Annotated in this window: 16 protein-coding genes and 2 tRNA genes; 11 read left to right on the top strand and 7 right to left on the bottom strand. The window is 73.5% G+C overall.

Translation table 11 applies throughout. From position 1 onward, the window contains the following. Nucleotides 1-69 precede the first annotated feature (69 nt). From ACQPY4_RS22905 to ACQPY4_RS22895, 3 genes are read right to left on the bottom strand one after another with little or no spacing between them, the layout of a single operon-like run. Nucleotides 70-1,590 carry an MFS transporter gene (locus tag ACQPY4_RS22905; RefSeq protein ID WP_433323821.1) on the bottom strand — a complete coding sequence of 507 codons (1,521 nt, stop codon included), beginning with the start codon at nt 1,588-1,590 and terminating at the stop codon, nt 70-72. Then, nucleotides 1,590-1,853 carry a ubiquitin carboxyl-terminal hydrolase 14 gene (locus ACQPY4_RS22900; protein WP_433323819.1) on the bottom strand — a complete coding sequence of 88 codons (264 nt, stop codon included), beginning with the start codon at nt 1,851-1,853 and terminating at the stop codon, nt 1,590-1,592. Before ACQPY4_RS22900 ends, ACQPY4_RS22905 begins: the two co-directional genes overlap by 1 nt. Before the next feature lie 32 nt (nt 1,854-1,885). Beyond that, on the bottom strand, nt 1,886-2,920 hold the full coding sequence (locus ACQPY4_RS22895; RefSeq protein WP_433338980.1) for a GDP-mannose 4,6-dehydratase: 1,035 nt from the start codon (nt 2,918-2,920) through the stop codon (nt 1,886-1,888). A 196-nt stretch (nt 2,921-3,116) separates the two neighbouring features. Between ACQPY4_RS22895 and folP the strand changes: the two genes are divergently transcribed. Next, nucleotides 3,117-3,974 (top strand): dihydropteroate synthase, encoded by an 858-nt coding sequence (gene folP, locus ACQPY4_RS22890; protein WP_433323817.1) that lies wholly within the window; start codon nt 3,117-3,119, stop codon nt 3,972-3,974. On the opposite strand, the gene ACQPY4_RS22885 is transcribed toward folP, so the two are convergent. Beyond that, complete coding sequence (locus tag ACQPY4_RS22885) at nt 3,971-4,528, bottom strand: CGNR zinc finger domain-containing protein (RefSeq protein ID WP_433323815.1); 558 nt, start codon at nt 4,526-4,528, stop codon at nt 3,971-3,973. The two genes, folP and ACQPY4_RS22885, sit on opposite strands and share 4 nt — an antisense overlap. A gap of 240 nt (nt 4,529-4,768) precedes the next feature. Here ACQPY4_RS22885 and ACQPY4_RS22880 point away from each other — a divergent pair, with 240 nt between their 5' ends. Further along, nucleotides 4,769-6,367 carry a Na+/H+ antiporter gene (locus tag ACQPY4_RS22880; protein WP_433323813.1) on the top strand — a complete coding sequence of 533 codons (1,599 nt, stop codon included), beginning with the start codon at nt 4,769-4,771 and terminating at the stop codon, nt 6,365-6,367. Here ACQPY4_RS22880 and ACQPY4_RS22875 read toward each other — a convergent pair. Beyond that, on the bottom strand, nt 6,355-6,927 hold the full coding sequence (locus tag ACQPY4_RS22875; protein WP_433323811.1) for a hypothetical protein: 573 nt from the start codon (nt 6,925-6,927) through the stop codon (nt 6,355-6,357). The two genes, ACQPY4_RS22880 and ACQPY4_RS22875, sit on opposite strands and share 13 nt — an antisense overlap. A gap of 443 nt (nt 6,928-7,370) precedes the next feature. Between ACQPY4_RS22875 and ACQPY4_RS22870 the strand changes: the two genes are divergently transcribed. Further along, nucleotides 7,371-7,442, top strand: a tRNA-Gly gene (locus ACQPY4_RS22870). 1 nt (nt 7,443) lies between these two features. After that, a tRNA-Ser gene (locus ACQPY4_RS22865) sits at nt 7,444-7,531 on the top strand. A 59-nt stretch (nt 7,532-7,590) separates the two neighbouring features. On the opposite strand, the gene ACQPY4_RS22860 is transcribed toward ACQPY4_RS22865, so the two are convergent. After that, entirely contained in the window at nt 7,591-8,919 is a 1,329-nt protein-coding gene (locus ACQPY4_RS22860; protein ID WP_433323809.1) for a pyridoxal phosphate-dependent aminotransferase, read from the bottom strand. 147 nt (nt 8,920-9,066) lie between these two features. On the opposite strand from ACQPY4_RS22860, the gene ACQPY4_RS22855 reads away from it, so the two are divergent. Further along, on the top strand, nt 9,067-9,993 hold the full coding sequence (locus ACQPY4_RS22855) for a LysR family transcriptional regulator (protein ID WP_433323807.1): 927 nt from the start codon (nt 9,067-9,069) through the stop codon (nt 9,991-9,993). 39 nt (nt 9,994-10,032) lie between these two features. On the opposite strand, the gene ACQPY4_RS22850 is transcribed toward ACQPY4_RS22855, so the two are convergent. Continuing rightward, nucleotides 10,033-10,512 (bottom strand): SCP2 sterol-binding domain-containing protein, encoded by a 480-nt coding sequence (locus ACQPY4_RS22850; protein ID WP_433323805.1) that lies wholly within the window; start codon nt 10,510-10,512, stop codon nt 10,033-10,035. A gap of 171 nt (nt 10,513-10,683) precedes the next feature. Between ACQPY4_RS22850 and ACQPY4_RS22845 the strand changes: the two genes are divergently transcribed. From ACQPY4_RS22845 to ACQPY4_RS22820, 6 genes are all read left to right on the top strand, one after another. Then, nucleotides 10,684-11,328: a VC0807 family protein gene (locus ACQPY4_RS22845; protein ID WP_433323803.1), complete on the top strand. Its 645-nt coding sequence runs from the start codon at nt 10,684-10,686 to the stop codon at nt 11,326-11,328. Nucleotides 11,329-11,432: 104 nt separating this feature from the next. Next, nucleotides 11,433-12,599: an Ig-like domain-containing protein gene (locus ACQPY4_RS22840; protein WP_433323801.1), complete on the top strand. Its 1,167-nt coding sequence runs from the start codon at nt 11,433-11,435 to the stop codon at nt 12,597-12,599. A gap of 134 nt (nt 12,600-12,733) precedes the next feature. Beyond that, complete coding sequence (locus ACQPY4_RS22835) at nt 12,734-13,972, top strand: Ig-like domain-containing protein (protein WP_433323799.1); 1,239 nt, start codon at nt 12,734-12,736, stop codon at nt 13,970-13,972. A 71-nt stretch (nt 13,973-14,043) separates the two neighbouring features. Then, entirely contained in the window at nt 14,044-15,291 is a 1,248-nt protein-coding gene (locus tag ACQPY4_RS22830; protein WP_433323797.1) for a glycosyltransferase family 4 protein, read from the top strand. A gap of 118 nt (nt 15,292-15,409) precedes the next feature. Further along, nucleotides 15,410-19,234 (top strand): amino acid adenylation domain-containing protein, encoded by a 3,825-nt coding sequence (locus ACQPY4_RS22825; RefSeq protein ID WP_433323795.1) that lies wholly within the window; start codon nt 15,410-15,412, stop codon nt 19,232-19,234. Next, entirely contained in the window at nt 19,231-25,452 is a 6,222-nt protein-coding gene (locus ACQPY4_RS22820) for an SDR family NAD(P)-dependent oxidoreductase (protein ID WP_433323793.1), read from the top strand. The genes ACQPY4_RS22825 and ACQPY4_RS22820 overlap by 4 nt, the downstream gene beginning before the upstream one ends. Nucleotides 25,453-25,454: the final 2 nt, after the last annotated feature.

The raw sequence follows: 25,454 nt of genomic DNA, 5'->3' as shown, positions 1-25,454 counted from the left end.
ATCCGGTCCTGGACATAGCCGGAATCGGACCCGAGTTCTCGATGTCGGTACGAGGCCGTTTGTCAAGGGTTAGGGTGTGGTCGCCTTGGTGTCGGCGTCCTGCTCGGGCTCCAGCGGCGGGGCCCCGACGTCGCAGAACGTCTTGCACTGGGGCTCGCGCTCGTCGGGGACGGCGCGCAGCACGTCGTCCCGGACGGCGAAGTAGCTCAGAACGGCGCCGCCGGCCAGCAGGCACGCGCAGACGATCATCGCCGTCTGGAAGCCGTCGGAGAACGCGGACGGGTCGTTGTAGGCCTCGCCCGTCAACCCGGTCAGCGGCGGGATCGCCGCGACGGCGAGCAGGCCCGCGGCCCGCGCCACCGCGTTGTTGACCCCGCTGGCCACGCCCGCGTGCCGCACGTCCGCGGTCGCCAGGACGGTCGCCGTGAGCGGTGCGACCACGGCCGAGAGGCCGAGACCGAACACCGTGACGGCGGGCAGCACCTGCCACACGTACGAGGCGTCCTCGCCGATCCGGCCGACCAGCACCATCCCGATCGCGACCACGACCAGCCCGGCGGCCATGGGCCGCCTCGGGCCGATCCGCTGGGCCAGCGCGCCGGCGCGGGACGACAGCAGCAGCATCAGCAAGGTCACCGGCAGCAGCGCCGTCCCGGCGGCGACCGGGTCGAACCCGGACACGACCTGGAGGTTGAGCACGAACAGGAAGAACATCACGCCCATGCCGCCGTAGACCAGGAACGTCACCAGGTTGACGGCGGTGAACTGGCGGGAGCCGAACACCTCCAGCGGCAGCATCGGACGCGGCGCGCCCGTGCCGCGCCCCCGGCCGCGCAGCCGCTCGACGTAGACGAACGCGACCGCGGCGGCCAGGCCCACGACGGCGGCGGTGCCGACCCAGGCGGGTCCGGTCGCGGCGTTCTGCGCCTCGGTGAGCGCGTAGGTCGTCCCGGCCAGGGCCAGCGCCGCCAGCGCCGCGCCGAGGACGTCGAAGCGCCCGGCCGCCTCCGGGTCGCGGGTCTCTGGGACGTGCCGCGCCGCCACCGCGATGACGACCGCCGCCAGGGGCAGGTTGAGCAGGAACACCCAGCGCCAGCCCGCGCTCTCGACCAGCCAGCCGCCGGCGAACGGGCCGATCGCGCCCGCGACGCCGCCGAGGCCCGACCAGGCGCCGACCGCGCGCGGACGGTCGTCGGCCGCGAACGACGCCTGGATGATCGCCAGCGAACCGGGGGTGAGCAGCGCGCCGCCGACGCCCTGCAAGGCCCGGGCCGCGACGAGCATGGAGACGTCCTGGGCCAGCCCGCACAGCAGCGAGGCGACCGCGAACCACACCACGCCGATGAGGAAGACCTTGCGCCGCCCGTAGCGGTCGCCGAGCGAGCCGCCGAGCAGGATGAACCCGGCCAGCGTGAGGGTGTAGGCGTTGACCGTCCACTGGAGCCCGGACATGTCGGCGTCCAGGTCGCGCGCCAGGCGCGGCAGCGCGACGTTGACCACCGTGGCGTCCAGCGACGCCACGCTGGACCCGAGCACCGTGGCCAGCAGGATCCAGCGTCCGGGCGCGGTGGCCAGCCGGACGTCGCCCATCAGACGATCAGTTCATCGGCGAAGCACCAGCGCCACTCCTCGCCCGGCTCGAAGGACCGGACGATCGGATGCCCCTCGCCCCGGAAGTGCCGGGTGGCGTGCCTCATCGGCGAGGAGTCACAGCAGCCGACGTGCCCGCAGCTCAGGCAGAGCCGCAGGTGGACCCAGCGGGTCCCCTCGGCCAGGCACTCCTGGCATCCCTTCGGGGTGCGCGGCTCCGGATCGGCGTCCGGCAGGCCGCTCACATGTTCACACGTAGCCATACGCCCATCGTGCCACGCGGCGCCTCAGGTGATCACCAGTGGTCGGGGCTGAACGGCTCGTCCTCGGGACGGCTCGACTCCGACAGCAGCCGCAGGTCGGACTCGACCATCATCGTCACCAGGCCCGCGAAGTCGACCTGGGGCTCCCAGTGCAGCTGCTCGCGGGCCTTCTTGGGGTCGGCGCACAGCAGGTCGACCTCGGCCGGACGGGTGTAGCGCTCGTCCAGGACGACATGGTCTTCCCAGGTGAGGCCCACGCTGGTGAAGGCGAACTCGACCAGGTCGCGCACCGACTGCGTCTGGCCGGTGCCGATCACGTAGTCCTCGGGGGCGTCCTGGGCGAGCATGAGCCGCATCGCACGGGCGTAGTCGCCCGCGAAGCCCCAGTCGCGGCGCGCCTCCATGTTGCCCAGCCGCAGCTCGGTGGCCAGGCCCAGCTTGATGCGGGCGGCGCCGAGCGACACCTTGCGGGTCACGAACTCGGCCCCGCGCCGGGGCGACTCGTGATTGAACAGGATGCCGCTGACCGCGAACATGCCGTACGACTCGCGGTAGTTCTGCGTGATGTAGTGCCCGTAGCTCTTGGCCACCCCGTAGGGGCTGCGGGGGTGGAAGGGCGTCTTCTCGGTCTGCGGCGTCTCGCGGACCATGCCGAACATCTCCGAGGAGGACGCCTGGTAGAAGCGGATCTGCTGGCCCGCGGGCGTCCGGGACGTGCTGATGCCCGACACCACCCGGATCGCCTCCAGGCAGCGCAGCACGCCCATCCCGGTCACCTCGGCGGTGAGCTCGGCCTGCTGCCACGACATCGGGACGTAGGAGATCGCGCCGAGGTTGTAGACCTCGTCCGGCTGGACCCGCTCCACCGCCGAGATCAGGCTGCCCTGGTCGAGCAGGTCGCCGGTGGTGATCTGGACGTCGCCGATGTGCTTGCGCAGCCGCGAAACGTGCGGGTTGGCCTGACCGCGGACCAGACCCCAGACCTCATACCCACGCTCAAGGAGATGCTCGGCGAGGTACGAGCCATCCTGCCCGGTGATGCCGGTGATGAGTGCTCGCCTGGACAGCGGATCCTCCATGGCTGAATGGGACGACGGGGCCCACCGCGGGACGTGCCCGCAATGAGTGTGAAACACGAGGTTAGCGACCTCTGACAGATGCTGCCGAGGGAGGGCGCCGTTTGAACCGAATTTGCTTCAGGTTCAGCGGCGCGGCCGCGGCCGTGGCGCCGGGGGCCCGGCGTGTGCGACGGTGTGGGACGTCATGGGGGAGGCGATGGTGTTCGGTCAGGGGCTCGCGCCGCTTCGGCTCAACGGCCGCGGCTTCGGCCGTTTCGTGATCATGGCCGTGGTCAACCGCACGCCCGACTCGTTCTTCGACCGCGGGGCCACCTACGCCTTCGACGCCGCGCTGGCGGCGGTCGACCGGGCCGTCGAGGGCGGTGCCGACATCGTCGACATCGGGGGAGTGAAGGCCGGGCCGGGCGACGAGGTCGACGTGGCCGAGGAGCTGCGCCGGGTCGTTGACCTGGTGGCGGCCGTCCGCGAGCGCCACCCCCGGGTCGTGATCAGCGTCGACACCTGGCGGGCCGAGGTCGGCGAGGCGGTGGCCGCCGCCGGGGCCGACCTGCTGAACGACACCTGGGGCGGGCCCGACCCGCGCCTGGCCGAGGTCGCCGCCGCGCACGGCATCGGGCTGGTCTGCGCCCACGCGGGACGCCTGGAACCCCGCACCCGCCCGCACCGCATCGGGTACGACGACGTGGTCGCCGACGTGGTGGGCCATGTCACGGCCGAGGCCGAGCGGGCCGCCGCCCTGGGCGTGCGGCGCGATGCCATCCTCATCGACCCGGCCCACGACTTCGGCAAGAACACCCGCCACTCGCTGGAGATCACCCGCAGGCTGGGCGAGCTGACCGCGACCGGCTGGCCCGTGCTGGTGGCGGTCTCCAACAAGGACTTCATCGGCGAGACCCTCGGCCAGCCCGTGGAGAAGCGCGGCGTGGGCACGATGGCCGTCCTGGGCGTCTCGGCCTGGCAGGGCGCGCGTGTCTTCCGCGTCCACGACGCCGCGGCGGCCCGCCGGGCCCTGACCGCCGTCGCGGCCCTCGAGCCCGCCTAGAGGGACGCTTCGCGCTGCCGGGCGCGGTAGGCGGCGACGTGCATGCGGTTGCCGCAGGTGCGGCTGTCGCAGTAGCGGCGGCAGCGGTTGCGCGACAGGTCGACCAGGACGCGCGAGCAGTCGGGCGCCTCGCAGGTGCGCAGGCGGTCGAGCTCGCCCGCGGCCACGACGTAGGCCAGCGCCATGCCGCCGTCGGCGGCCAGATGCTCGTCGATGGGCGCCCCGGGTGCGAAGAAGTGCACGTGCCAGTCGTAGCCGTCGTGGTCGGTGAGATGGGGCGTCGTCCGGACGCCGCCGACGATCTCGTTGATCAGCTCGACCGCCGTCGGGACGTCGGGAGCGTCGAACACCGCCTGGAACCGGGCCCGCAGCGCGCGGAACTGCTCCAGGTCGCGCTCGGTCAGCTCGTGCACGTCGCTGAGCCGGTTGCGCTTGACCACGCTGCGCAGCCCCTCGAGGTCGTCGAGGCTCTCCTCGCCCGAGTCGGCCTGCGCGGTGTTGATGAGGTCGACCACGGCCGCGAGCGCGTGCTCGGTGTCATGAGTGAAGATCACAAGGGCTCCAGTCCCTGATACAGGGGAAGTCCAAGCGCCCGGCGGCGCCGGGCCGAAGTCGCGGCCCGCTTTCCACCATAGACGCAGACGGAGATCTTTCTTGCAAGCCGATCTCCCGCGTGGGAACAATCTCGTGACCGAGCCGCGACCCGGGCACCGGCCGCGCGACCGGCGGAAAGAGTTGGCGAAGGCGCGCGTGGCCGCCGGACGCGAGGCTTCCCCGGCGGCCAGGATCGGTCTGTGCACGAGGAACAGCTTTTCATCGTCCTCCTGGTCATCGCGGCGGTCGTGCTGCTCGCCCGCGCCGTGGCCGGACGGCTCGGCGTGCCGGACGCCATCCCGCTGGTCGTGCTCGGGCTGGCCGCCGGGTTCGTCCCGGGGATGCCCGAGATCGAGGTCTCGTCCGAGCTGGTGCTGATGGGCTTCCTGCCCCCGCTGATCTACAACGCGGCCTTCTTCACCGCGCCCCGCGAGGCCCGCGCCGACGCCGTGCCCATCGTCACGCTGGCCTTCGGGCTGACCGCCGTCACGACGTTCGCCGTGGCCGGGACCGTCCACCTGATCATGCCGGGGCTCGGCTGGCCCGCCGCGATCGCGTTCGGGGCGGCCGTGGCCCCCACCGACGCCGTGGCCGCCACGGGGGTGCTCCAACGGGTCGGGGCACCGCGCCGGCTGGTGACGATCCTGGAGGGCGAGAGCCTCATCAACGACGGCGTGGCCCTGACGATCTTCGGCCTGGCCGTCGAGGCGCTCACGACCGAGTACACCTTCGCGCACGGCGGCGGGCGGCTGGCCCAGGTCGTCCTCGGCGGAGTGGCCTACGGGCTGCTGGTCGGGGTGGTGATGCGGCGGGCGCGCCGCCTGGTCGACGATCCCAGCAGCCAGATCATCCTGTCGCTGGCGACGCCCTACCTGGCCTACGTCCCGGCCGAGCACCTGGGCGTCTCGGGCGTGCTGGCGACCGTCGTGGCGGGCTTCCACATCGGCACCCGGGGCGAGGGCCTGCTCCAGCCCGCGTCCCGGGTGGCCGGGCAGTCGTTCTGGCGCGTCTGGATCTTCCTGCTGGAGTCCGCGCTGTTCGTCCTGCTCGGGCTGGCGATCCGGGGTGTCCTCAAGGACCCGGGGGACCACACCTGGACGGGCCTGCTGCTCACCGGCCTGGTGGTCTCGGCGGTCGTGGTGCTGATCCGGCTGGCCTGGGAACTGGGCAACGGCCCGCTGGCCGACCTGCTGCCCGGCGGGCGGCGCGTCCAGGAGGGCCTGGGCTGGAGAGCGCGGATCGTGGTCGGCCTGGGCGGGATGCGCGGGGCGATCTCCCTGGCCATCGCGCTGTCGCTGCCCACCGCCGTCGGCGACGAGCGCGGCCCGCTGATCTTCCTGACGGCCTTGGTGGTGCTGGTCACCCTCGTGGGGCAGGCGTCGTTCCTGCCGGTCCTGCTGCACTTCTCCGGGCTCAGCGGCGCCGACAAGCGCGCGGAGGAGTCCATGCGCGCCCGCAAGGCCGGGCTGAAGGCGGCGATGGCCCGGCTGGACGCGATGTCCGACGCCGAGGAGGTCGACGACCGGACCGCCGACGCCTACCGCCAGCTACTGGAGCTGAGGCTCGACCGCGTCCGCTACTTCCTCAACGAGGAGCGCGGCGAGGCGTCGGAGGACGACGAGCCGCCCGGCGGCGCGCATGTGCGCGCGGAGCTGGCCAAGGCGCAGCGGGCCAAGCTCGACGCGCTGTACCGCAAGGGGAAGATCGGCGCGGACACGCTCCGCGAGATCGGGCGGGAGCTCGACTTCGCCGACGTGGTGACCGGCAGGGGGACGCCGCGCGGGTATCAGCGCGAGTAGTGCGGGTCGGTGACGACCGGGTAGAAGCAGTCGGCGTGCTGGACGCGCATCGTCACCGTCTGGCCTTCGAGCACGTAGTCGGCCTTGACCTGGCGGAACATGGAGTCGGACGCCCACGGCGAGTACAGCCGCCCCACGGTGGCGCCGTAGCGCAGGTGGACGACGTCGTAGCCGCCCGAGGGCATCGCCTCCAGCGCCAGCCCGTCGGGCAGCGAGATCGGGAAGCGGAACTCGGCGGGCGCGTCCGGGCCGTGGATCACCGTCAGGAGCCGGATGCCGTTCGCGGTCGTCTGCGCGACGATGTCGGTGTCGACGTCCACGCCGGGGTAGACCCGCAGGCTCGGCCGCAGCACCTGCGCGATCGTCTCGCCCGCGCCGACGTCGAGGCCGATGTGGATGCGCTGGCCGTCCTTGGTGGGGACCCACACCCCGTCCTTGGCGCGCTGGCCCCAGCCGACGTCGGGGTTCTCCAGCTCCTGCGGCTCGTTCTTCCCCCGGGCGACGAGTACCCGGGACGCCGCGTTCATCGCCGCCGCGGCCCCGTCGCGTGCGTGCCTCATGGCGGGCCCCCTCGCCTTCTCCATCACATACCTGACATCAACTGATTTGGGTTTACCACGAGGAAGCGTGGCAGACCTGTACTTGGCCGGTACTTGGTCGCTATGTGACGTTTGCCCGTGCGTCGATGGACCTTACACCACGCTTATCCGCCTCGTGCCGCCCGCGGGGGCCGCCCCCACCCCGACCAGGTAGATCGTCGTCGTAACGCATACGACGAGTGATCGGATGCACACTCTCCCGGGGAGTGATCGACAAAGCGGAAAATGTAGTGCGAGTTTGGGCGAATCCCTGCATCCTGGACCCATGTGAACGGCCCGAGAGAGCCAGTGCGTGATCAAAGCCGGGGTGACACGTCTCCGAAACCAGCGAAATGCAGGTTCGAGTCGTGCCTTCCCTGCGAATGATCAATGGCGCGCCGGAACAATTCCCGGCGTCCGCCTACGTGGACGAAGTGTTGTGAGCCGCACGCGGCCCCGCCACGGCCGAGGAGCGGGTGCGAGTCCCGCCGTCCGCACGGAGGGTTGGCCGAACGGTAAGGCAGCAGTTTCGAAAACTGTCGTCAAGGTGACACTTGAAGGGGTTCGACTCCCTTACCCTCCGCCATTCGCCCGCGGGCGCCGCAGCGATCTTCGCGATCGCTGCGGCGCCCGCTTCCGCCCTGGTCAGCCCGCGAGGGCGGCGGCACGGAGGCCCTGGCCGGAAGTGGTCTCGGCGGTGCCACCGCCAAGATCGTCGAGTACCTCGGCGAGACGGTCCAGCCCCGCCGCGATCCACGGCAGCGACGCCGGGTCGGACGAGGCCAGCGCGGCCAGGCGCCGCTCGTCGCTCTCCCCGTAAAGCAGGCTCGGCGCCACACGCATCCGCAACGCCTCGGGCGCCTCGCCGAACGCCCCGGCGGGCAGGACGCCCACGCCGTACCGCTCCAGCAGGAACCCGGTCAGCTCCGCTCCGGTGGTCACGCCGTGGTCGGCGCGCAGCCGCTCGCGCAGCGGGCCGAGGTCGGGGTAGACGTAGAACGCGGCCTCGGGCGTGCGGACCAGCGCCCCCGCCTCGCGGAACACCGCCGCGACCGCGCCGGTGACCTTCGCGTGCAGCCGGCGGCTGCGGTCGACGTGCTCCAGCAGCTCGGGCGGCTCGCTGAACGCCAGCGCCGCGGCCTGCTGGATCGGCGCGGGCGCGCTGGACCAGACCTCGCTGGCGATGCCCAGCAGGCTGGCGCGCAGCGCGTCCCCGAACGCGCCGTCGGGAAGCCGCGCGACGCCCAGCCGCCAGCCGCCCGCCGCCAGGTGCTTGCTCAGCGCCGTGGTCACGATGGTGCGCTCGGGCGCGTAAAGGGCCGGGCTCGGCACCGTCCGGGCGGGATCGTGCACCAGGTCGCGGTAGATCTCGTCAGAGATGATCAAAAGGTCGTGCTCCCGGGCGACCGTGCAGAGCCGCCGCACGGTCTCCTCCGAGGCCAGGGTCCCGGTCGGGTTGTCGGGCAGCGTCACCACGACCGCGCGGATCCTGCGCCCCTCGGCCCTGGCCCGCACCACCGCGTCTGCCAGCAGCGCGGGGTTGGGGACGCCGCCCTCGCCCGGCGGGGTGGCCACAAAGGTCGCCTCGGAGCCGGTGAGCGCCGACTGCGCGGCGTACGTCACCCAACTCGGGGACGGGATCGCCACCTCGCCTCCCAGGCTCAGCAGGATCGCGAACAGCAGCGACTTGCTGCCGGGTCCGCAGAGCATGTGCTCGGGCCCGGTGGGCAGGCCGCGGCGCGTCCAGTACCCGGCGGCGGCCGACAGCAGCGCGGCCGACCCGGCGACGGGGCCGTAGCCGCCCCGTCCGGCGGCCAGGGCCAGCTCGCGGGTCAGCATCGGGTGGATCGGGATCCCGGCCTCCCCGAACCCCAAGGGAAGGACCGGGCCGCCCTCTTTTCGTTTGCGGGCGATGGCCTCGTTGATGGCGAGGGTGGGCGACAGCGGAACCGGGCGCAGGTCAAGGGCAGGCATCGATGCTCCAGGGCATGGCAGATAGAGGTGTGGCAGGTGACGATGGAAAGGAATCCCCGTAAGGCCCGGCCGGGCACACCCCATACTTTCCCCACCACAAGCATCACTACAAGCGAGTCTCATCGATGGTGGGCGTAAGCTGAGCTGATGCTAGAGGTCCGGCGGCTGCGGCTGCTCTCCGAATTCGCCCGGCGCGGCAGCATCGCGGCGACCGCGGCGGCCCTGGGATACACGCCGTCCGCGGTGTCCCAGCAACTGGCCGCGCTGGAGCGCGAGGCCCACGTCCCGCTGCTGGACCGCACGGCCCGCAGCGCCGAGCTGACCGACGCCGGACGGCGGCTGGCCGAGCGGGCGGAGGAGATCCTCACGCTCGTCGAGGCGGCCGAGGCCGAGCTGTCGGCCCAGGCCGACACCCCGTCCGGCCGGGTGGTGGTGACGGCGTTCCCGACGGCGGCGGTCGCGTTCGCGCCGACCCTGGCCCACAGCCTGCGCGACCATCCCGGCCTGACGTTCGTGCTGCGCCAGACCCGTCCGGGCGACGGCATCCGCCAGATCCAGAGCGGCGAGGTGGACATCGCCCTGGTGGACGACTGGACGGGCAAGCTCCCCGACCAGTCGCCCGCCGCGTTGACGTTCTTCCACCTGCGCCGTGACCCGCTCGTGCTGGCCGTCCCCGACGGCCATCCGATGGCCAACCCGGACGAGCCCGTCGATCTCCAGTCGCTGCGCGAGGAGTCGTGGATGGCGGCACCTCCGGGCGAGCCCTCACGTCAGGCGGTGGAGCGGCTCATGGACACCGTCGGCGGCGCCCGCCCGGTGCCCTGGGAGTTCGAGGGCCTGCACACCATCCTCAGCCTGGTGGCGCGGGGCATCGGCATCGCCGCCATCCCCGCGCTGGCGCTGGCGGCGGGCGACCAGGGCGTGACCGTCCGCCGCATCCCCGACTGCGAACTGGCCCGCGAGGTCTACGCCGTGACCCGCGCCGCCAGCGTCCGCAGACCCTCGGTTGCCGTAACGCTCCGAGCCATCTACGCCGCCGCCCGCGACGCCCAGCCCGCACCCCCAGGCGACTGACACCCGCGCGGCCCGCGCGCGATTGCGCTCCCCGGGGGGTCAGGTGTAGTCGAACCAGCCGGCCATTTTGGCGCCGAACATCAGGTCGCCGGTGATCTTCATCTTGCCGGTCATCACGGCGGTCACGCCGTTGAGGTCGTCCGAGCAGAGCCGCAGCAGGTTCGGGAGGGCGATGCGGAGCGTGACCGTGGGGGCGGCGGGGGCGCCGCGCGAGCCCGTGGCTCGGGTGCCGTCGATGGCCAGCTGGTAGGTGCGCTCGCCTTCGGGGGTCTGGACGTCCCAGCGGACCGTTCCGCGGGCGTCCCTGGCCTTTTCGGGGAGGAAGCGGGTTCCCATGAGCGCGAAGACGCGGTCCAGCACGCGGTCGACGCCGAACTCGGTGGCGAACTCGGTGATCAGCGCGTCGTCCACACCGCCGGCGCCCAGGAGGAGGCGCAGCTCCTCGGGGGTGGAGACCTCGTCGAGCATGGCCTGGAGCCGGTCGGGCTCGTCGGCGCCGGACGGCCGGATCTCGCTCATCGGGGGGAGCCTCCTCGTCGAGGTGATGATGTGAGAAATATTCAACATCCGATCCAATAGGGTCAAGGGCCCGGCGCCGGGCAAATGCCGCAAGACGGGCAGGGAAACGGAGAACATCACGTACGGTGGGCTGGTCTCCCCCCTCCGGTCTCGCAGGAGCGCGTCTTTTCGATGGACCATCCCCATGGATTCGAGCTGCCCCGGCTGACGTCGATGCTGTGGCACGCCCTGCCCCGGTTCGTCGAGGGGGTGATCGCCCCGGTCGCGGTGTTCTACGCGGCGTTCGCGCTGCTCGGTCTCAACGGCGCGCTGGTCGCGGCGGTCCTGTGGGTGTACGGGGGCATCGCCTGGCGCTACGCGCGCGGTCACGGCGTCCCGGGGATGCTGATGCTGGCGGCGGTCGGGGTCACCGTCCGAGCCGGGCTGGCGGCGGCCACGCACAGCCCCGTTGTGTATTTCCTTCAGCCCACGCTCGGGACGCTCGTGGTGAGCATGGCCTTCCTGGCGTCGGTGCCCCTGCGGCGCCCGCTGGCGCAGAAGCTGGCGACCGACATGGTGCCCATGCCCGAGGCGTTCCTGCGGCACGAGCGGGTCCGCCAGTTCTTCCTGCGGATCTCGCTGCTGTGGTCGCTGGTGTTCTTCACCAACGCGCTGATCAGCCTCTGGATGCTGTTCAACGAGTCGATCAGCACCTATCTGTGGGTCCGGACCGGTCTGGTGACCGCGCTGGGCGCGGCGGCGGTGGTGGTCTCGGTCTTCGGGTTCAGGCGCTGCCTGCGCCACGTCAACGGCGAGCCCCGATTGGTCGCCCCTTAAAGGCGATTTCTCTCACACCACCCGAACCTTCGGGCCGTCCTGAGCGTCTCCCATTCTCAGATACATTCACTGCTTAGGGTGAATTAAGGTTATTTGGGGGATTTGTGGTAGTTCAGGGTCGCCTGGGGCTTGTGGTGGTCGGCGGGGTCGGCGCCGCGATGGTCCTCGTCGCGGGGTGCAGCGACGGCAGTAAAGGCAAGCTCGCCTCCGGCGACTCGGCCACCGTGACCATCACTCCGGGCAACGGCACCCAGGCCGTCAGGCCCGACGGGACGATCGAGGTCAAGGCCTCGGGCACCAAGCTGGAGAACGTGGCCGTCCAGGGGCAGGGCGCCGCCATCACCGGGAAGATGTCCGGCGACCGCAAGAGCTGGCGCTCGGACCGCACGCTCACGCCCGGCACCAGCTACACCGTCACGGCCCAGGCCCGCAACGACGGCAAGAACCAGACGGTGACCAGCGCCTTCACCACCCTCAAGCCGGAGAAGACGCTGTCGATCGTCGATGTCACCCCGAGCCTTGAGGGCGAGAAGGTCGGCGTCGGGATGCCGATCATCGTGCGCTTCAACCGCGCGGTGGCCGACAAGGCGGCCGTCCAGCGGGCCCTGACGGTCGCGCCGGAGAAGCCCGTCGAGGGCGCCTGGCGCTGGGTCGCGCCCGACCAGGCCGTCTACCGCACCAAGACCTACTGGCCCGCCCACCAGAAGGTGCGCTTCACCGCGCGGCTGGCGGGCGTCGCCGCGGGCAACGGCGCCTACGGCACCAAGGACGCCGCGCAGACCATCAGCATCGGCGCCGCCCAGATCACCAAGGGCGACATCGGCGACCACGACATGACGGTCACGCGCGACGGGCGGAAGCTGCGCACGATCCCCTTCAGCGCGGGGAACGGCACCACGCGCGAGTTCACCACCACCAGCGGCGTCCACCTGCTGATGGAGAAGGGCAACCCGGTCACCATGATCTCGCCCGGCCGCAAGGAGGGCGACCCCGGCTACTACAAGACCGTGGTGAACCACGCGGTGCGCTTCTCCAACAGCGGCGAGTTCGTGCACGCGGCGCCCTGGTCGCTCGGGTCGCAGGGGTCGGCGAACGTCAGCCACGGGTGCCTGAACGTGAGCCCGTCGCATGCCAAGTGGTACTACGACATCATGCAGCGCGGCGACGTCATCGACCTCACCGGCAGCGACCGCGAGGTCGAGCCCGACAACGGCTGGGGCTTCTGGCAGATGTCGTTCGAGAAGTGGAAGTCGGCGACGACCGCCGGCTGACCGTCCCCGCGTGCGAGGATGTCGGCTTGCAACGCTTTGATCTCGGAGCCCCGCCAAATCCGGTGGTAGTGACGTCGGCGATGTGATTTGTCGCTAATGTCTCCCTGGTGACGGCGGGGTTCGGGAGGTTGACGGTGCAGCGGAGGCATACCGCGGGGGTCCGTGCCGGGATCGGGGTCACGGGGGCCGTGCTGCTCCTGACGACCGCGTGCTCGGGCGGGGACGACGGTGGCAAGAAGGCCACCGTCGGCGGCAAGTCCGAGGCCGGTGAGCCCCAGGTGACGGTGACCCCGGGCAACGGCGACGGCAAGGCCAGGCCCGAGAAGGGCATCAGCGTCAAGGTCGCGGGCGGCGCGCTGGAGCAGGTCAGCGTCACCCGCAAGGGCAAGCCCGTCGAGGGCGCCATGACCGCCGACAAGACCGGCTGGAGCTCGCGCACCCTGCGTCCCGGCTCGGAGTACCAGGTCACCGCGGTCGCCAAGAGCCCGCAGGGCAAGACGACCACCGTGAACAGCAAGTTCAAGACGCTGAAGGCCGAGACCGTGCTCGGCATCACTGACATCGTCCCGAGCAAGGGGGAGAAGGTCGGGATCGGGATGCCGATCCAGGTGACCTTCGACCGCGCGGTCAAGGACCGCAAGGCCGTCGAGCAGGCCCTCCAGGTCAAGTCGGAGAAGCCCGCGACCGGCGCCTGGTACTGGGTCAGCGACACCCAGGTGATCTTCCGGACGCAGAACGGCAAGTACTGGGAGGCCAACCAGGAGGTGACGTTCACCGCGCGGCTCTCGGGCGTCAGGGCCGGCAAGACGACCTACGGCCTGGCCGACGTCACCCGCAAGTTCCGCATCGGCGACGCCCACATGGTCAACGTCAGCACCAAGACCAAGAAGCTGGTCGTCAAGAAGAACGGCAAGAAGATCAAGAGCTGGGGCATCAGCGCCGGCAAGGGCGGCCGCGTCGTCAACGGCGTCGACACCTTCCTCACCACCAGCGGCATCCACCTGACCATGGGCCGCGAGAATCCCGCGATCATGACCTCGCAGTGGATGGGCGTCGACCCCAAGGACAAGAAGAACGGCGGCTACCGGGAGGTCATCCCGCACGCGGTGCGGATCTCCAACAGCGGCGAGTACGTCCACGCCATGGCCGCCACCGTCTGGGCGCAGGGACGCCAGAACGTCAGCCACGGCTGCCTGAACTCCCCGCCCGCCGCCGCGAAGTGGTACTACGAGTTCGCCTACCGGGGCGACCCCGTCATCATCACCGGCAGCAAGCGCGGCCTGGACTGGAACAACGGCTGGAGCTTCTACCAGATGTCCTGGAACCGCTGGGTCAAGGGCAGCGCGCTCGACCGGTCCGTCACCACCGCCTGAACCGGCCGTTCACTCCCCGTCCCGCTGGGTAGGCACAAGAACATCAGTTGCCTCTTCGAGGGCAGGCGGGGATGAAAGGCAGAAGGGCGCAGCGGCTGGCACACCGCGCCGTGCGCCGGGTCGCGCTCCGGTGCGTCCGCGCGGTCGTGGTGACGTCGTGGCGGCTGCGGCCGCGCCCGGCGGGCGGGCGCCCGCGGGTCCGGGTCCTGCTCCAGCACGCCTACGGGACGGGCGGGACGATCCGCACCGTCCTCAACGTGTGCGGCCATCTGGCCCGCGACGCCGACGTCGAGATCGTCAGCGTGGTGCGCCGCCGCGAGTCCGCCTTCTTCTCCCTTCCGCCCGGTGTCGAGATCTCCTTCGCCGACTCCGGCGGCGGAGGCTGGCTGGCGAAGCTGCCCAGCCTGCTCACCCCGGGGGAGGACGCCACCTTCCGCGCCATGAGCCTCTACTCCGACCTCCGGCTCGTGCGCGCGCTATGCCGCCGGACGCCGGACGTGCTGATCGGCACCCGGCCCTCGCTGAACCTGCTCGCCGCCGCGCTCACGACCCGCCGGGTGGCCACGATCGGCCAGGACCACATGAACCTGCCGTCCTACCGCCCGGGGCTGCGCGCCGAGATCGCCCGCTGCTACGGCGGGCTGACCGTGGTCACCGTGCTCACCGAGCGGTCCCGGCAGGACTATGAGGACCTTCTGACGGGCACGCGCACCCGGGTGGTGCGGATACCCAACGCCTTGCCCGTCCCGCCGGGGAACCCCTCGCCGCGCGACCGCAAGACGATCCTGGCCGCGGGCCGCCTGACCCGCCAGAAGGGCTTCGACCTGCTGTTGCGCGCCTACGAGCCGCTGGCCCGCGAGCACCCGGACTGGACGCTGCGGATCTTCGGGTCCGGGCGCAAGCGGGCGCGGCTCCGGGCGATGATCACCGAGCTGGGGCTGGAGGGCCGCGTCGAGCTGCGTCCCCGCACGCCCGACCTGCCGGGCGAGATGGTCCGCTCGTCGATCTTCGTGCTGTCCTCGCGCCACGAGGGCATGCCGATGGTGGTCATCGAGGCGATGGCCAAGGGACTGGCGGTCGTGGCGTTCGACTGCCCGACCGGCCCGGGCGAGATGATCACCCACCGTACGGACGGCCTGCTCGTGCCGCCCGGGGACGTCGCGCGGCTCACCGAGGCCCTGCGCGAGCTGATCGAGGACCCGGGCCTGCGCGACCGCCTGGGCGAGGGGGCGCTGGTCGCCTCCAAGGCCTACGACCTGGACGACATCGGCCCGCGCTGGGCCGCCCTGGTGGCCGAGCCCACCACCGCCTCCGGCTGACAGCCCGCCACCGCCCTTCCCGTTTCGCGTCACGCGGCGCCGTGATGGCCGCATCCGTCCGCAATGTGGGGATATGGTTATCATTATCGTTCTCGCCCCTGCCTTTCCAAGGAGCCCCATGCGTGACGTGCCGTCCTCCTCCGCGCCGGTCCCGGTCGACCAGGTCGCGCAGGTGGTCGCCGAGATCCTCGGCCTCCCGCTCGACGCGGTCGATCCCGACACGGCGCTGACCGTGCTGGGACTGGAGTCCTTCACCGCCGTCCGGTTGCGGCGGCGCCTGCGCGATCTGGGGCTCGACCTCCCGTTGACCGCCTTCCTCGGCGCGGCCACCGTCCGCAGCGTCGCGGCCGGCGTCCAGGAGCCCGGCGAGGGTGAGCCGGAGCCGGACGCGGGCTTCCCGCTGACCCCGTTGCAGACCGCGTACTGGATCGGCCGCGACCCCGCCTTCCCGCTCGGGGGAGTGGCGACGTTCTACTACCGCGAATACGACCGCGTCCCGGGCCCGGAAGGGCCGGAGAAGGACCTGGCCCGGCTCGGCGCCGCCTGGAACCGGCTGGTCGAGCACCACCCGATGCTGCGCATGGTCATCGACGGCGAAGGGCGCCAGCGCGTCCTGCCCGAGGTCGACACCTACGACATCCCGGTCGACGACCTTCGGCGGGCCGCGCCCGAGCGGGTGCGGGCCCGGCTGGACGAGCTGCGCCACACGTGCTCCCACCAGGTGCGCGACGCCTCCCGCTGGCCGCTGTTCGACGTCCGCGCGGCGCTGCTGCCCGGCGGCACGACGCGCCTGCTGCTGGGCATCGACGTCATGGCGCTCGACCTGGCCGGATGGATGCAGATCCTCGCCGAGTGGGGCGCCGTGGTCGCCGACCCCGGCATCGAGCTGCCGTCCGCGCCGCTCACCTTCGCCGAGTTGGTCGAGCGCCGGGCCGCCGACCCCGCCGAGGCGGGCCGCAAGGACCGCGACCGCGCGTACTGGCAGGACCGGGCCGCCACCCTGCCCCCGGGGCCCCGGCTGCCGTGGGCCACCGACCTGGCCGAGCTGCGCTCGCACCGCTTCACCCGCGACGCGGCCGAGCTGACCGCCGCCGAGTGGGCCGCGCTGCGCGAGCGCGCCGCCGAGCGCGGTCTGAGCCCTACCGGAGTGCTGCTCGCGGCGTTCGGGCTCGTCCTGTCGCGCTGGGGCGCGGGCGGGCCCTTCTGCCTCAACACCACCCTGTTCGACCGCCCGGACGACCCCGAGCTGCGCCACCTGGTGGGCGACTTCACCTCCACGATCCTGGTCGAGGTGCCCGAGCCCGACAGCACCTTCGACGACTTCGCCACCCGGGTGAACCGCCGGTTCTGGACGGACATGGACCACCGCGCGGTCTCGGGCGTCGAGGTGCTGCGCGACGCCGACGCCACCGACCTGACCCCCGCCCACCCCGTGGTCTTCACCAGCGGGATCGGCCTGTCCGACCCCGAGCGGTCCCCGGCGGAGTGGCTGGGCGAGGAGGTCTTCGGGATCTCGCAGACCCCGCAGGTCGCGCTCGACCACATCGTCCACGACGAGGGCGGGCGGCTCCGCGTCGCCTGGGACTCGGCCGACGGCGCGTTCGCCGACGGCTTCGTGGCCGGGATGCGCGACGCCCACCTGCGGCTGCTGCGGCGCCTCGCGGCGGAGCCCGAGGCGTGGAACGATCCGGGCCTGGGCTGGGACCCCACCTTCCTGCCCGAGGAGCCGCTGGAGTGCCGCCCCTTCGGCGACGCAGGGCCCCGGCTGGACGACCCGCTGCGCGCCGCCGCCGAGGCCGTGCCCGGCAACGCCGCCCTGCTCGACTCCGCCGGCGGGCTCACCCACGGCGAGCTGGCCGAGCGCACCGGCCGCATCGGCGCGGCCCTGACCGCGGCGGGCGCCGGCCCTGGCGACCTCGTCGCGGTGGCCTTCGACAAGGGCATCGAGCAGGTGACCGCGCTGCTCGGCGTGTGCGCGAGCGGGGCGGGCTACGTCCCGGTCGAGCCGTCGTGGCCCGCGAGCCGCGTCGCGTCGGTCTGCGAGCAGGCCGGGATCAGGCTCGCCCTCGTCCCGGAGGGGTCGGCGGTCGTCTGGCCGTCCGGCGTCCGCGTCCTGACCCCCGGCCAGGCCGGGGACGAGGGCACCCCGCCCCGGCGGGCCGCTCCCGACGAGCTGGCCTACGTCATCTTCACCTCCGGCTCGACCGGACGTCCCAAGGGCGTGGCGATCGAGCACCGGGCCGCCCGCACGACGATCGACGACCTGATCGACCGCTTCCCGGTCGGCCCGGACGACCGGGTGCTGGGGCTCTCGGCGTTCAGCTTCGACCTGTCGGTGCACGACGTCTTCGGGGTGATGGGCACCGGCGCCGCCGTGGTGCTGCCCGAGGCGGGACGGCAGCGCGACCCGGGGCACTGGCTCGACCTGATGGAGCGGCACCGGGTCACGGTCTGGAACACCGCGCCTGCGCTGATGGAGATGCTGGTCGAGTACGCCGAGATCGAGCCCGAGCGCGCCCGCGCGGTGCTCGCCCCGCTGCGGCTGGTGTTCCTGTCGGCCGACTGGATCCCGGTCACGCTGCCGGACAAGATCCGGGCGCTCGCCCCCGAGGCCCAGGTGGTGAGCCTCGGCGGCGCCACCGAGGCGTCGATCTGGTCGATCTGCCACCCGATCGGCGAGGTCGACCCGGCCTGGCCCAGCATCCCCTACGGCCGCCCGCTGCGCGGCCAGACGTTCCACATCCTCGATTCGCGCGGACGCCCCGCGCCAGTCGGGGAGCCGGGCGAGCTGCACATCGGCGGCGACGGCCTGGCCCGGGGCTACATCGGCGACGCGCGGCAGACCGCCGAGCGGTTCGTCACCCACCCCGTGCTCGGCCGCCGCCTGTACCGCACCGGCGACCTCGGCCGCTGGCGCCCGGACGGGACCATCGAGTTCCTCGGCCGCCTGGACCGCCAGGTCAAGATCCGGGGGCACCGGATCGAGCTCGGCGAGGTGGAGTCGGCGCTGAACCGGGCGCCGGGCGTGCGCCAGTCGGTGGCGCTGTCGGTGCGCGGGCCCGACGACCGCCCCCGGCTGGTCGCGCACATGGTCGCCGCCGACCCCGCCGACCGCCCCTCCGACGAGGCCCTGATCACCCATTTGCGGACGCGCGTGCCCGACTACATGGTCCCCAGCCGCATCCTGTGGCGGGACGGGTTCCCGGTCACCGCCAACGGCAAGATCGATTACAAGGCCCTGCCGAACCCCTACGACCGCTCCGCCGTCCGGGCGCCGGAACCCGCGCCCCGCGCGGAGGCCCCCCGGACGGACGAGGAGCCGCTGGCGTTCCTGCTGCGCCGGGCGGGCGAGGACGGGCTGGACGTGTCCGTCCGCATCTCCGGCGGCACGCTCACCCCCGCCCGCGCGCTCACGGCGGCGGGCGAGTGGGCCGGACGGCTCTCGTCGGCGGCGGCGGGCCAGGGCCTGTCCCTGCGCGAGCGGCTGCCCGCCGACGGGCTGATCGAGCTGAACGTCATCGCGGGACAGCCCTCGGCGCCCATGCCCGCACCCGTTCCCGCGACGGCACCCGTGTCCGCTCCCGCCCCCCGGGCGGAGGCCGGGCCCGATCCCGAGATCGAGCGGGTGATCGCGCGGACGCTGAGCGAGCTGCTCGGCGGGGCGCCGATCGACGCCGAGACCCCCTTCCTGCGCCTGGGTGCCACGTCGCTGACGCTCGTCCGCGCGCACGCCCGGCTGGTCGAGGCGCTCGACCCCGAGCTGTCGGTGGTCGACCTGTTCACCCGTCCCACCGTCCGCCAGCTGGCGTCCCTGATCGCCGACCGCGGCCGGGCGCCGGACGCAGCCCCGGCCCCGGCGGCCGAGCCCGAGCCGGACACGGCGGCGCGGCGCGCGGAGAACCGGCGCCGGGCGCGCCAGAAGGCCGCCGAGGCCGTCCGATGACCGACCTCGACACCGCCGTCGCCGTCACCGGGCTGGCCTGCCGGTTCCCCGGCGCGCCCGACGCCGATACCTTCTGGGAGCTGCTGGCCGAGGGGCGCGAGGGCCTGACCCGGCTCACCGACGACCAGCTCGCCGAGCGGGGCGTGCCCCGCGGGCTGCGCCGCGACCCGTCCTACGTGCCCGTCGCCGGGCTCATCGAGGGCCAGGAGCTCTTCGACCCCGAGCCGTTCGGCCTGGCCGACGCCGAGGCGGCGCTGCTCGACCCGCAGCACCGGCTGTTCCTGGAGTGCGCCTGGCGCGCGCTGGAGCGGGCGGGGCACGGCGGCGGACGCGGCGCCGGGTCGGTCGGCGTGTTCGCCGGATCGGCCCAGAGCGCGTACCTGGCGAGCAACCTGCACGACCGCTGGGACCCCACCGGCGGCGGCGCCGACCCCACGGGAAGCCTCCAGACCGCCATCGCCACCCAGACCGACTACCTCCCGCTCCAGACGGCCTACCGCCTGAACCTCACGGGCCCGGCGGTCGCGCTGAACACCACGTGCTCCACCTCGCTGGTCGCCGTGCACGTCGCCGCGCAGTCCCTGGTCGCGGGGGAGTGCGACACCGCGCTCGCGGGCGGGGTCTCGCTGATCGTCCCGCAGGGCCGGGGGTTCCTCTCGGTCGCCGACGGCATCTACTCGCGCGACGGCCGCGTCCGCGCCTTCTCCGCCGAGGGCTCGGGCATCGTCTACACCCAGGGCGCCGGGGCCGTCGTCCTGCGCCGCCTGCGCGACGCGCTCGACGACGGCGACCCGGTGCTCGCGGTCGTGCACGGCTCGGCCGTGAACAACGACGGCGCGGCCAAGGCGGGCTTCACCGCGCCGTCGATGGCCGGGCAGGCGCGGGTGATCGCCGAGGCGCACGCGGTCGCGGGCGCCGATCCGCGCCGCATCGGGTACGTCGAGGCGCACGGCACCGCCACCCGGATCGGCGACCCGATCGAGGTCGCCGCGCTGCGCCGGGTGTTCGGCGAGTCCGGGCCCGCCTGGTGCGGGCTGGGGTCGGTGAAGAGCAACATCGGCCACGCCAACGCCGCCGCCGGGATCGCCTCGTTCATCAAGACCGTGCTGGCCGTGCGGCACGGCACGCTGCCCGCCACCCTGCACGCCAGGCCCGTCAACGAGCTGCTCGGGCTGGCCGGGTCCCCCTTCGAGATCGTCACCGAGACCCGGCCGTGGGACGGGCCCGAGCTGGCCGGGGTCAGCTCCTTCGGCATCGGCGGCACCAACGCCCATGTGATCGTCGGCCCGGCCCCGGATCGTCCGGCCGCGGTTCCCGACCTGCGGCCCCACCCGATCGTGCTGTCGGCGCACAGCCGCGAGGCGCTGCGCGACACCGCGGCGGACCTGGCGCGGATGGTCGAGGGTGACGCTGACCTCGCGTACACGCTCCAGACCGGACGCGAGCACTTCGCGCACCGGCTCGCGGTCGTGCCGGGCGCCGACCTCGGCGAGGCGCTGCGCACCGCCGTCCCGGCGGGTCCGGTCACGGCGCCGCCCCGGCTGGTGTTCGCCTTCTCCGGCGGCGGCAGCGCGCGTCCCGGGATGGGCGCCGCGCTCTACGAGGCCGAGCCGGTCTTCGCCGCGTGCGTGGACGAGTGCGCCGGGCTCTTCCGCGAGCTGCTCGGGCACGACGTCCGCGCGGTGATCCTGGACGAGACCGGAGACACCGCGCGCGCTCACGGACCCGTGCACGGCCCGCCCGCGCTGTTCGCCGTCTCGCTCGCCACGGCCCGGCTGCTGGCCGCGTGGGGCGTCGCGCCGCACGCGGTGCTCGGCCACAGCCTGGGCGAGTGCGCGGCGGCGGTCGTCGCGGGCGCGCTGCCCCTGGAGGACGCGGCGCGGCTCATCGCGGTGCGGTCCACCGCCATGGCGCGCGCGGCCGGGGACGGCGCGATGCTGGCCGTGCGGCTCGGCGAAGACGAAACGCTCGCCCTTCTGGCCCGGCACCCCGCGCTCGACCTGGCCGCCGTCAACGCGCCGGACGCCTGCGTGGTGTCCGGGCCGCACGCCGCCATCGAAGCGCTGGAAGGCGAGCTGCGCGCCGCCGGGCGCGAACCGTCCCGCCTGCGCTACGACGTGGCCGCGCACTCGCGGCTGGTCGACCCCGCGCTCGCGGCGATGCGCAAGGCCGCGAGCGGAGTGCGCGCGGCGATCCCGGCGATCCCGCTGATCAGCACCCTGACCGGCGAGGCCGTCACCGGCGAGTACTCCACCGCCGAGTACTGGGCCGCGCAGCTGCGCGAGCCCGTGCGATTCTCGCGGGCCCTGCGCACGGCCGCCGGCGACTCCGCGCTGGTGCTCCAGGTCGGGCCGGGCGCGGCGCTGGCGGGCCTGGCGCGCCGCCACGGCCTGTCCGCCCTGCCCTGCCTCGCGGCCGAGGAGGGCGAGGACGACCTGACGGCCCTGCGTGCCGCCGCCGGGCATCTGTGGGCGCACGGCGTGGACGTCGACTTCGCGGCGATGCACCACCCGGGACGCAGACGGGTCGCCGCCCCCGGGTACGCCTTCCAGCGCCGCCGCCTGTGGATCGACCCGCCGCCGCAGCGGGCCCGCAGCCAGGAGATCGACGAGGGTGAGCCGCTCCAGGTGCCGGTCTGGGACCAGGCCGTCCCGCTCGACCCGCCGGGCCGCCTGGCGGGACGCTGGCTCGTGGCGGGACCCGACGAGGCACCGGTCGCCGAGGCCATGGCGGCCGCCGGGGCGGACGCGGTCGCGCTCAAGGACGCCGGTCCGGGCCCGTGGGACGGCGTGGTCACGCTCGCCCACGACGGCGTCGTGGAGGAGGTGCTCGCGCGGGCCGCGCTCGCCGCCGTGCTGGCCGGGAACGAACGCCCGCCCGGCCTGCTGCTGCACGTCACCCGTTCGGCGCAGCGCGTCGAGAGCTCCGATCGGCCCGACCCGGCCGTGGCGGCCTCCCTCGCGCTGCCCCGCGTCCTGGCCCAGGAGCACCCGGGCCTGCGGTGGCGGACGCTCGACCTGGACGCCAGGACGCCGCTGGTCCCGGCCGTCCTCGCCGAGGCGGCCGCCGCGCGCGACTCGGGAGCCGAGGTGGCGCTGCGCGGCGGTGTCCGCTGGGTCCGGGACATCCGCGCGTGGCGTCCGGCGCCGGACGGGGAACGCCCGTTCCGCGCCGGGGACATCGCGCTGATCACCGGCGGTCTCGGTGAGGTCGGCCGCGCCGTCGCCGCGCATCTCACCCGTCAGGGCCTGCGCGTCGTGGTCACCTCCCGTGGACGGACCGACGACGGCCTCGACGTCAGGCGGGTGGACGCCGCCGACCCGGCCGCGACCACGGCGCTGCTGGCCGAGCTGGCCGGGGAGGCGCCCGTCGCGCTGGTCGTGCACGCGGCGGGCGTGGTCGGCACCGCCGACCTCGAACCGCTGCGCCGCGTCGGCGAGCCGCACGTGACCGGCCATGTGGCCGCCAAGATCGAGGGCGCGCTGGCGCTGCGGGCCGCGATCGACGCGCTGCCCGCCGGGCGCCGCCCGTCCACCGTGGTGCTGATGTCGTCGGCGGGAACGCTGGTCGGCGGCATCGGCACCGGCCCGTACTGCGCCGCCAACCGCTACCTCGACGCGCTCGCCGAGGCGCGCGCGTTCGACCGGGAGCCGGGCACGCGGTGGGTCAGCGTCCTGTGGGACGCCTGGGCCGCCCGGGACGCCGAGATTCGCCCGGCGCACGCCCTGGACGTCTCGACCGGCCTTGCGGCGCTCGACCGGGTGCTGGCCAGCCGCCGGTCGGGCGCGCTGCCGCCCGTCGTGGCGGTCTCGGCCACCGACCTGCGCGAACGCCGGGCCGCCGCGTCCTACTCCCGGCCCGGGCGCGCGTCGTCCGCCACCGGTCTCGAACCCGCCGAGCGGGCCGTCGCCGACGTGTGGACCGACCTGCTCGGCACCCCCGTGTCCTCCGCCGACGACGACTTCTTCGCCCTCGGCGGCCACTCGCTGCTGGCGACGCGGATGCTGGCCCGCCTGCGCGAGAGCCACGGCGCCGAGATCAGGCTCCGGGACCTCCTGCTGCGTCCCACGGTCGGCGGCCTCGCCGAACTCCTGGCCGCCCACACCGGACAGGTCGCCCCCGAGCCGGTGCCGGAGCCCGCGCGGACGTCGCCCGACGGGACGTTCGCGATGACCCGCGTCCAGCACGCCTACTGGGTCGGGCGCGGCGGCGGTTACGCGCTCGGGGACATCCCGTGCCACTTCTACCTGGAGTACGACTGCCCCGACCTGGACCTGACGCGCTACGAGGCCGCCTGGCGGGCGGTGATCGACCGGCACCCGATGCTCCGCACCATCGTCACCGGGAACGGGCGGCTGAGGACGCTCGACCGCGTCCCGCCGTACCGGATCCGGGTGCACGACCTGAGCGGTGCGAGCGAGGAGGAGCGGGACGAGCGGCTGTCGCGGTTGCGCGCCCGAGTCTCGCGCGACCCGGGCCCGCCGGACCGCTGGCCGCTGGTCCAGATCCAGGCGGCCCGGCTTCCCGAGGGCCGGGTCCGGCTGTTCCTCGGCGTGGACGTGCTGATCTGCGACGCCGGAAGCTACTGGATCATCGACCGCGACCTGCGGCACTTCTACCGCGACCCCGGCACACCGCTGCCGGAGATCGGGATCGACTTCGCCGCCTGCGTCCAGGCGATGGAGACGGGCCGCGACGGCGCGGAGTGGAAGCGGGCCGCCGCCTACTGGCGCGACCGGCTCGACACCCTTCCCGGGCCGCCGCCGCTGCCGGTGTCCGAGCCCACCGGGCGTCCTCGGTTCGTCCGGCGCTCGGCCCGCCTCCGGCCCACCGAGTGGGAGGCGCTGCGCACCGAGGCCGCGCGGCGGGGCGCGACCCCGACCGCCGTGTTCCTGGCCGCCTACGCCGAGGCGCTGGCGGGATGGTCGGGCAGCCCGCACTTCTCCATGACCCTCACGCTGTTCGACCGGCCCGCGATCCATCCCGGTGTGGACTCCGTCGTCGGCGACTTCACCTCGCTGCTCGTCCACGAGGTGGACCGCCGCGAGCCCGGCTCGTTCGCCGACCATGTCCGCGCCGCGCACCGGCGGCTCTTCGCCGACCTGGACCACCGCGCCTACTCGGCGCTGGACCTGTTCGGCGAGCGGGCGGCCCGCACCGGCGAGCTCGGCGCGGTGCCGGTGGTGTTCACCAGCGCGCTCGGCCTGGAGGACCTGGTCGGCGGCGAGGCCGACCTCCAATGGGTCGGCGAGCAGGTGCACGCGCTGAGCCAGACGCCCCAGACCTGGCTCGACCACCAGGTCCTCGTGCAGCGCGGCGAGCTGCTGGTGCAGTGGGACGCCGTGGACGGCGTCCTGCCCGCCGCCGAGGTCGACCGCGTGTTCGCCCAGTACGTCGCCCGGCTGCGGTGCCTGGCCGCCGACCCCGCGGCCTGGGACGGGGCCGCCACCCAGGACGCGCTCGTCCCGCTGCGCGACGGCACCGGCGACGAGACGCTCTACCTGCTGCACCCCTCGGGCGGCGACGTCATGTGCTACGCCGAGCTGTCGCGCCTGCTGGACGAGCGGTTCGCCGTGGTGGCCGTGACCGATCCCGGGCTCGTCGACGGGGACGCATCCGAAGACCTGACCGAGCTGGCCCGCTCCTACGCCGAGGCGATCCGGCGGCGGTCGGCCGGGCCGTACTTGCTGGGCGGCTGGTCGATGGGCGGCAGCCTGGGGCAGGAGGTCGCGCGCCTGCTCACCGAGCGGGGCGAGAGCGTCCGGCTGCTGCTGATGGTCGACTCCAACGACCCGACCCACATCACCGCGATCCAGGCGCCCACCCCCGAGGCCGCCGAGGCCGAGGCGGCGCGGCGGCTGCTGGGCGAGGACGCCGTCCCCGGCCCGCGCGACCGGGAGAAGGTCGCCGTCTTCGCCCGGCACCTGCGCGGCCTGGCCGACCACGTCCCGCGACGGCTGGACGACAAGGACGTCACGACCCTGCTGATCCGCGCCGGGCGCCGCTCGTCCCGCAACTCCGGCATCGGCATGGGCGTGGACGACACCCCGCCCGGAGTGCCCGCCCTGGGATGGGAGCCCCACCTGGCCGGCCCGATCGAGGACCACGCCGTCGACGCCGACCACTACACCCTGCTGCGGCCCCCGGCCGTCGCCCGGGTGGCCGAGCTCATCAACGCGACGCTCCGGCGTCTCCGACCGAAGAACGGAACCCCCTGACG

The sequence above is a fragment of the Spirillospora sp. CA-294931 genome, from assembly GCF_050946795.1.
Classification (GTDB): domain Bacteria; phylum Actinomycetota; class Actinomycetes; order Streptosporangiales; family Streptosporangiaceae; genus Spirillospora.
Note: the sequence above shows the minus strand (reverse complement) of the source record. Positions and strands in the feature narration are given on the sequence as shown.

Excerpts from the sequence above, each read along its gene's own strand:
- ACQPY4_RS22845 (WP_433323803.1), top strand. The coding sequence starts at position 10,684 with ATGGACCATCCCCATGGATTCGAGCTGCCCCGGCTGACGTCGATGCTG.
- ACQPY4_RS22850 (WP_433323805.1), bottom strand. The coding sequence starts at position 10,512 with ATGAGCGAGATCCGGCCGTCCGGCGCCGACGAGCCCGACCGGCTCCAG.
- folP (WP_433323817.1), top strand. The coding sequence starts at position 3,117 with ATGGGGGAGGCGATGGTGTTCGGTCAGGGGCTCGCGCCGCTTCGGCTC.
- ACQPY4_RS22825 (WP_433323795.1), top strand. The coding sequence starts at position 15,410 with ATGCGTGACGTGCCGTCCTCCTCCGCGCCGGTCCCGGTCGACCAGGTC.
- ACQPY4_RS22855 (WP_433323807.1), top strand. The coding sequence starts at position 9,067 with ATGCTAGAGGTCCGGCGGCTGCGGCTGCTCTCCGAATTCGCCCGGCGC.
- ACQPY4_RS22820 (WP_433323793.1), top strand. The coding sequence starts at position 19,231 with ATGACCGACCTCGACACCGCCGTCGCCGTCACCGGGCTGGCCTGCCGG.
- ACQPY4_RS22860 (WP_433323809.1), bottom strand. The coding sequence starts at position 8,919 with ATGCCTGCCCTTGACCTGCGCCCGGTTCCGCTGTCGCCCACCCTCGCC.
- ACQPY4_RS22830 (WP_433323797.1), top strand. The coding sequence starts at position 14,044 with ATGAAAGGCAGAAGGGCGCAGCGGCTGGCACACCGCGCCGTGCGCCGG.
- ACQPY4_RS22905 (WP_433323821.1), bottom strand. The coding sequence starts at position 1,590 with ATGGGCGACGTCCGGCTGGCCACCGCGCCCGGACGCTGGATCCTGCTG.
- ACQPY4_RS22900 (WP_433323819.1), bottom strand. The coding sequence starts at position 1,853 with ATGGCTACGTGTGAACATGTGAGCGGCCTGCCGGACGCCGATCCGGAG.
- ACQPY4_RS22875 (WP_433323811.1), bottom strand. The coding sequence starts at position 6,927 with ATGAGGCACGCACGCGACGGGGCCGCGGCGGCGATGAACGCGGCGTCC.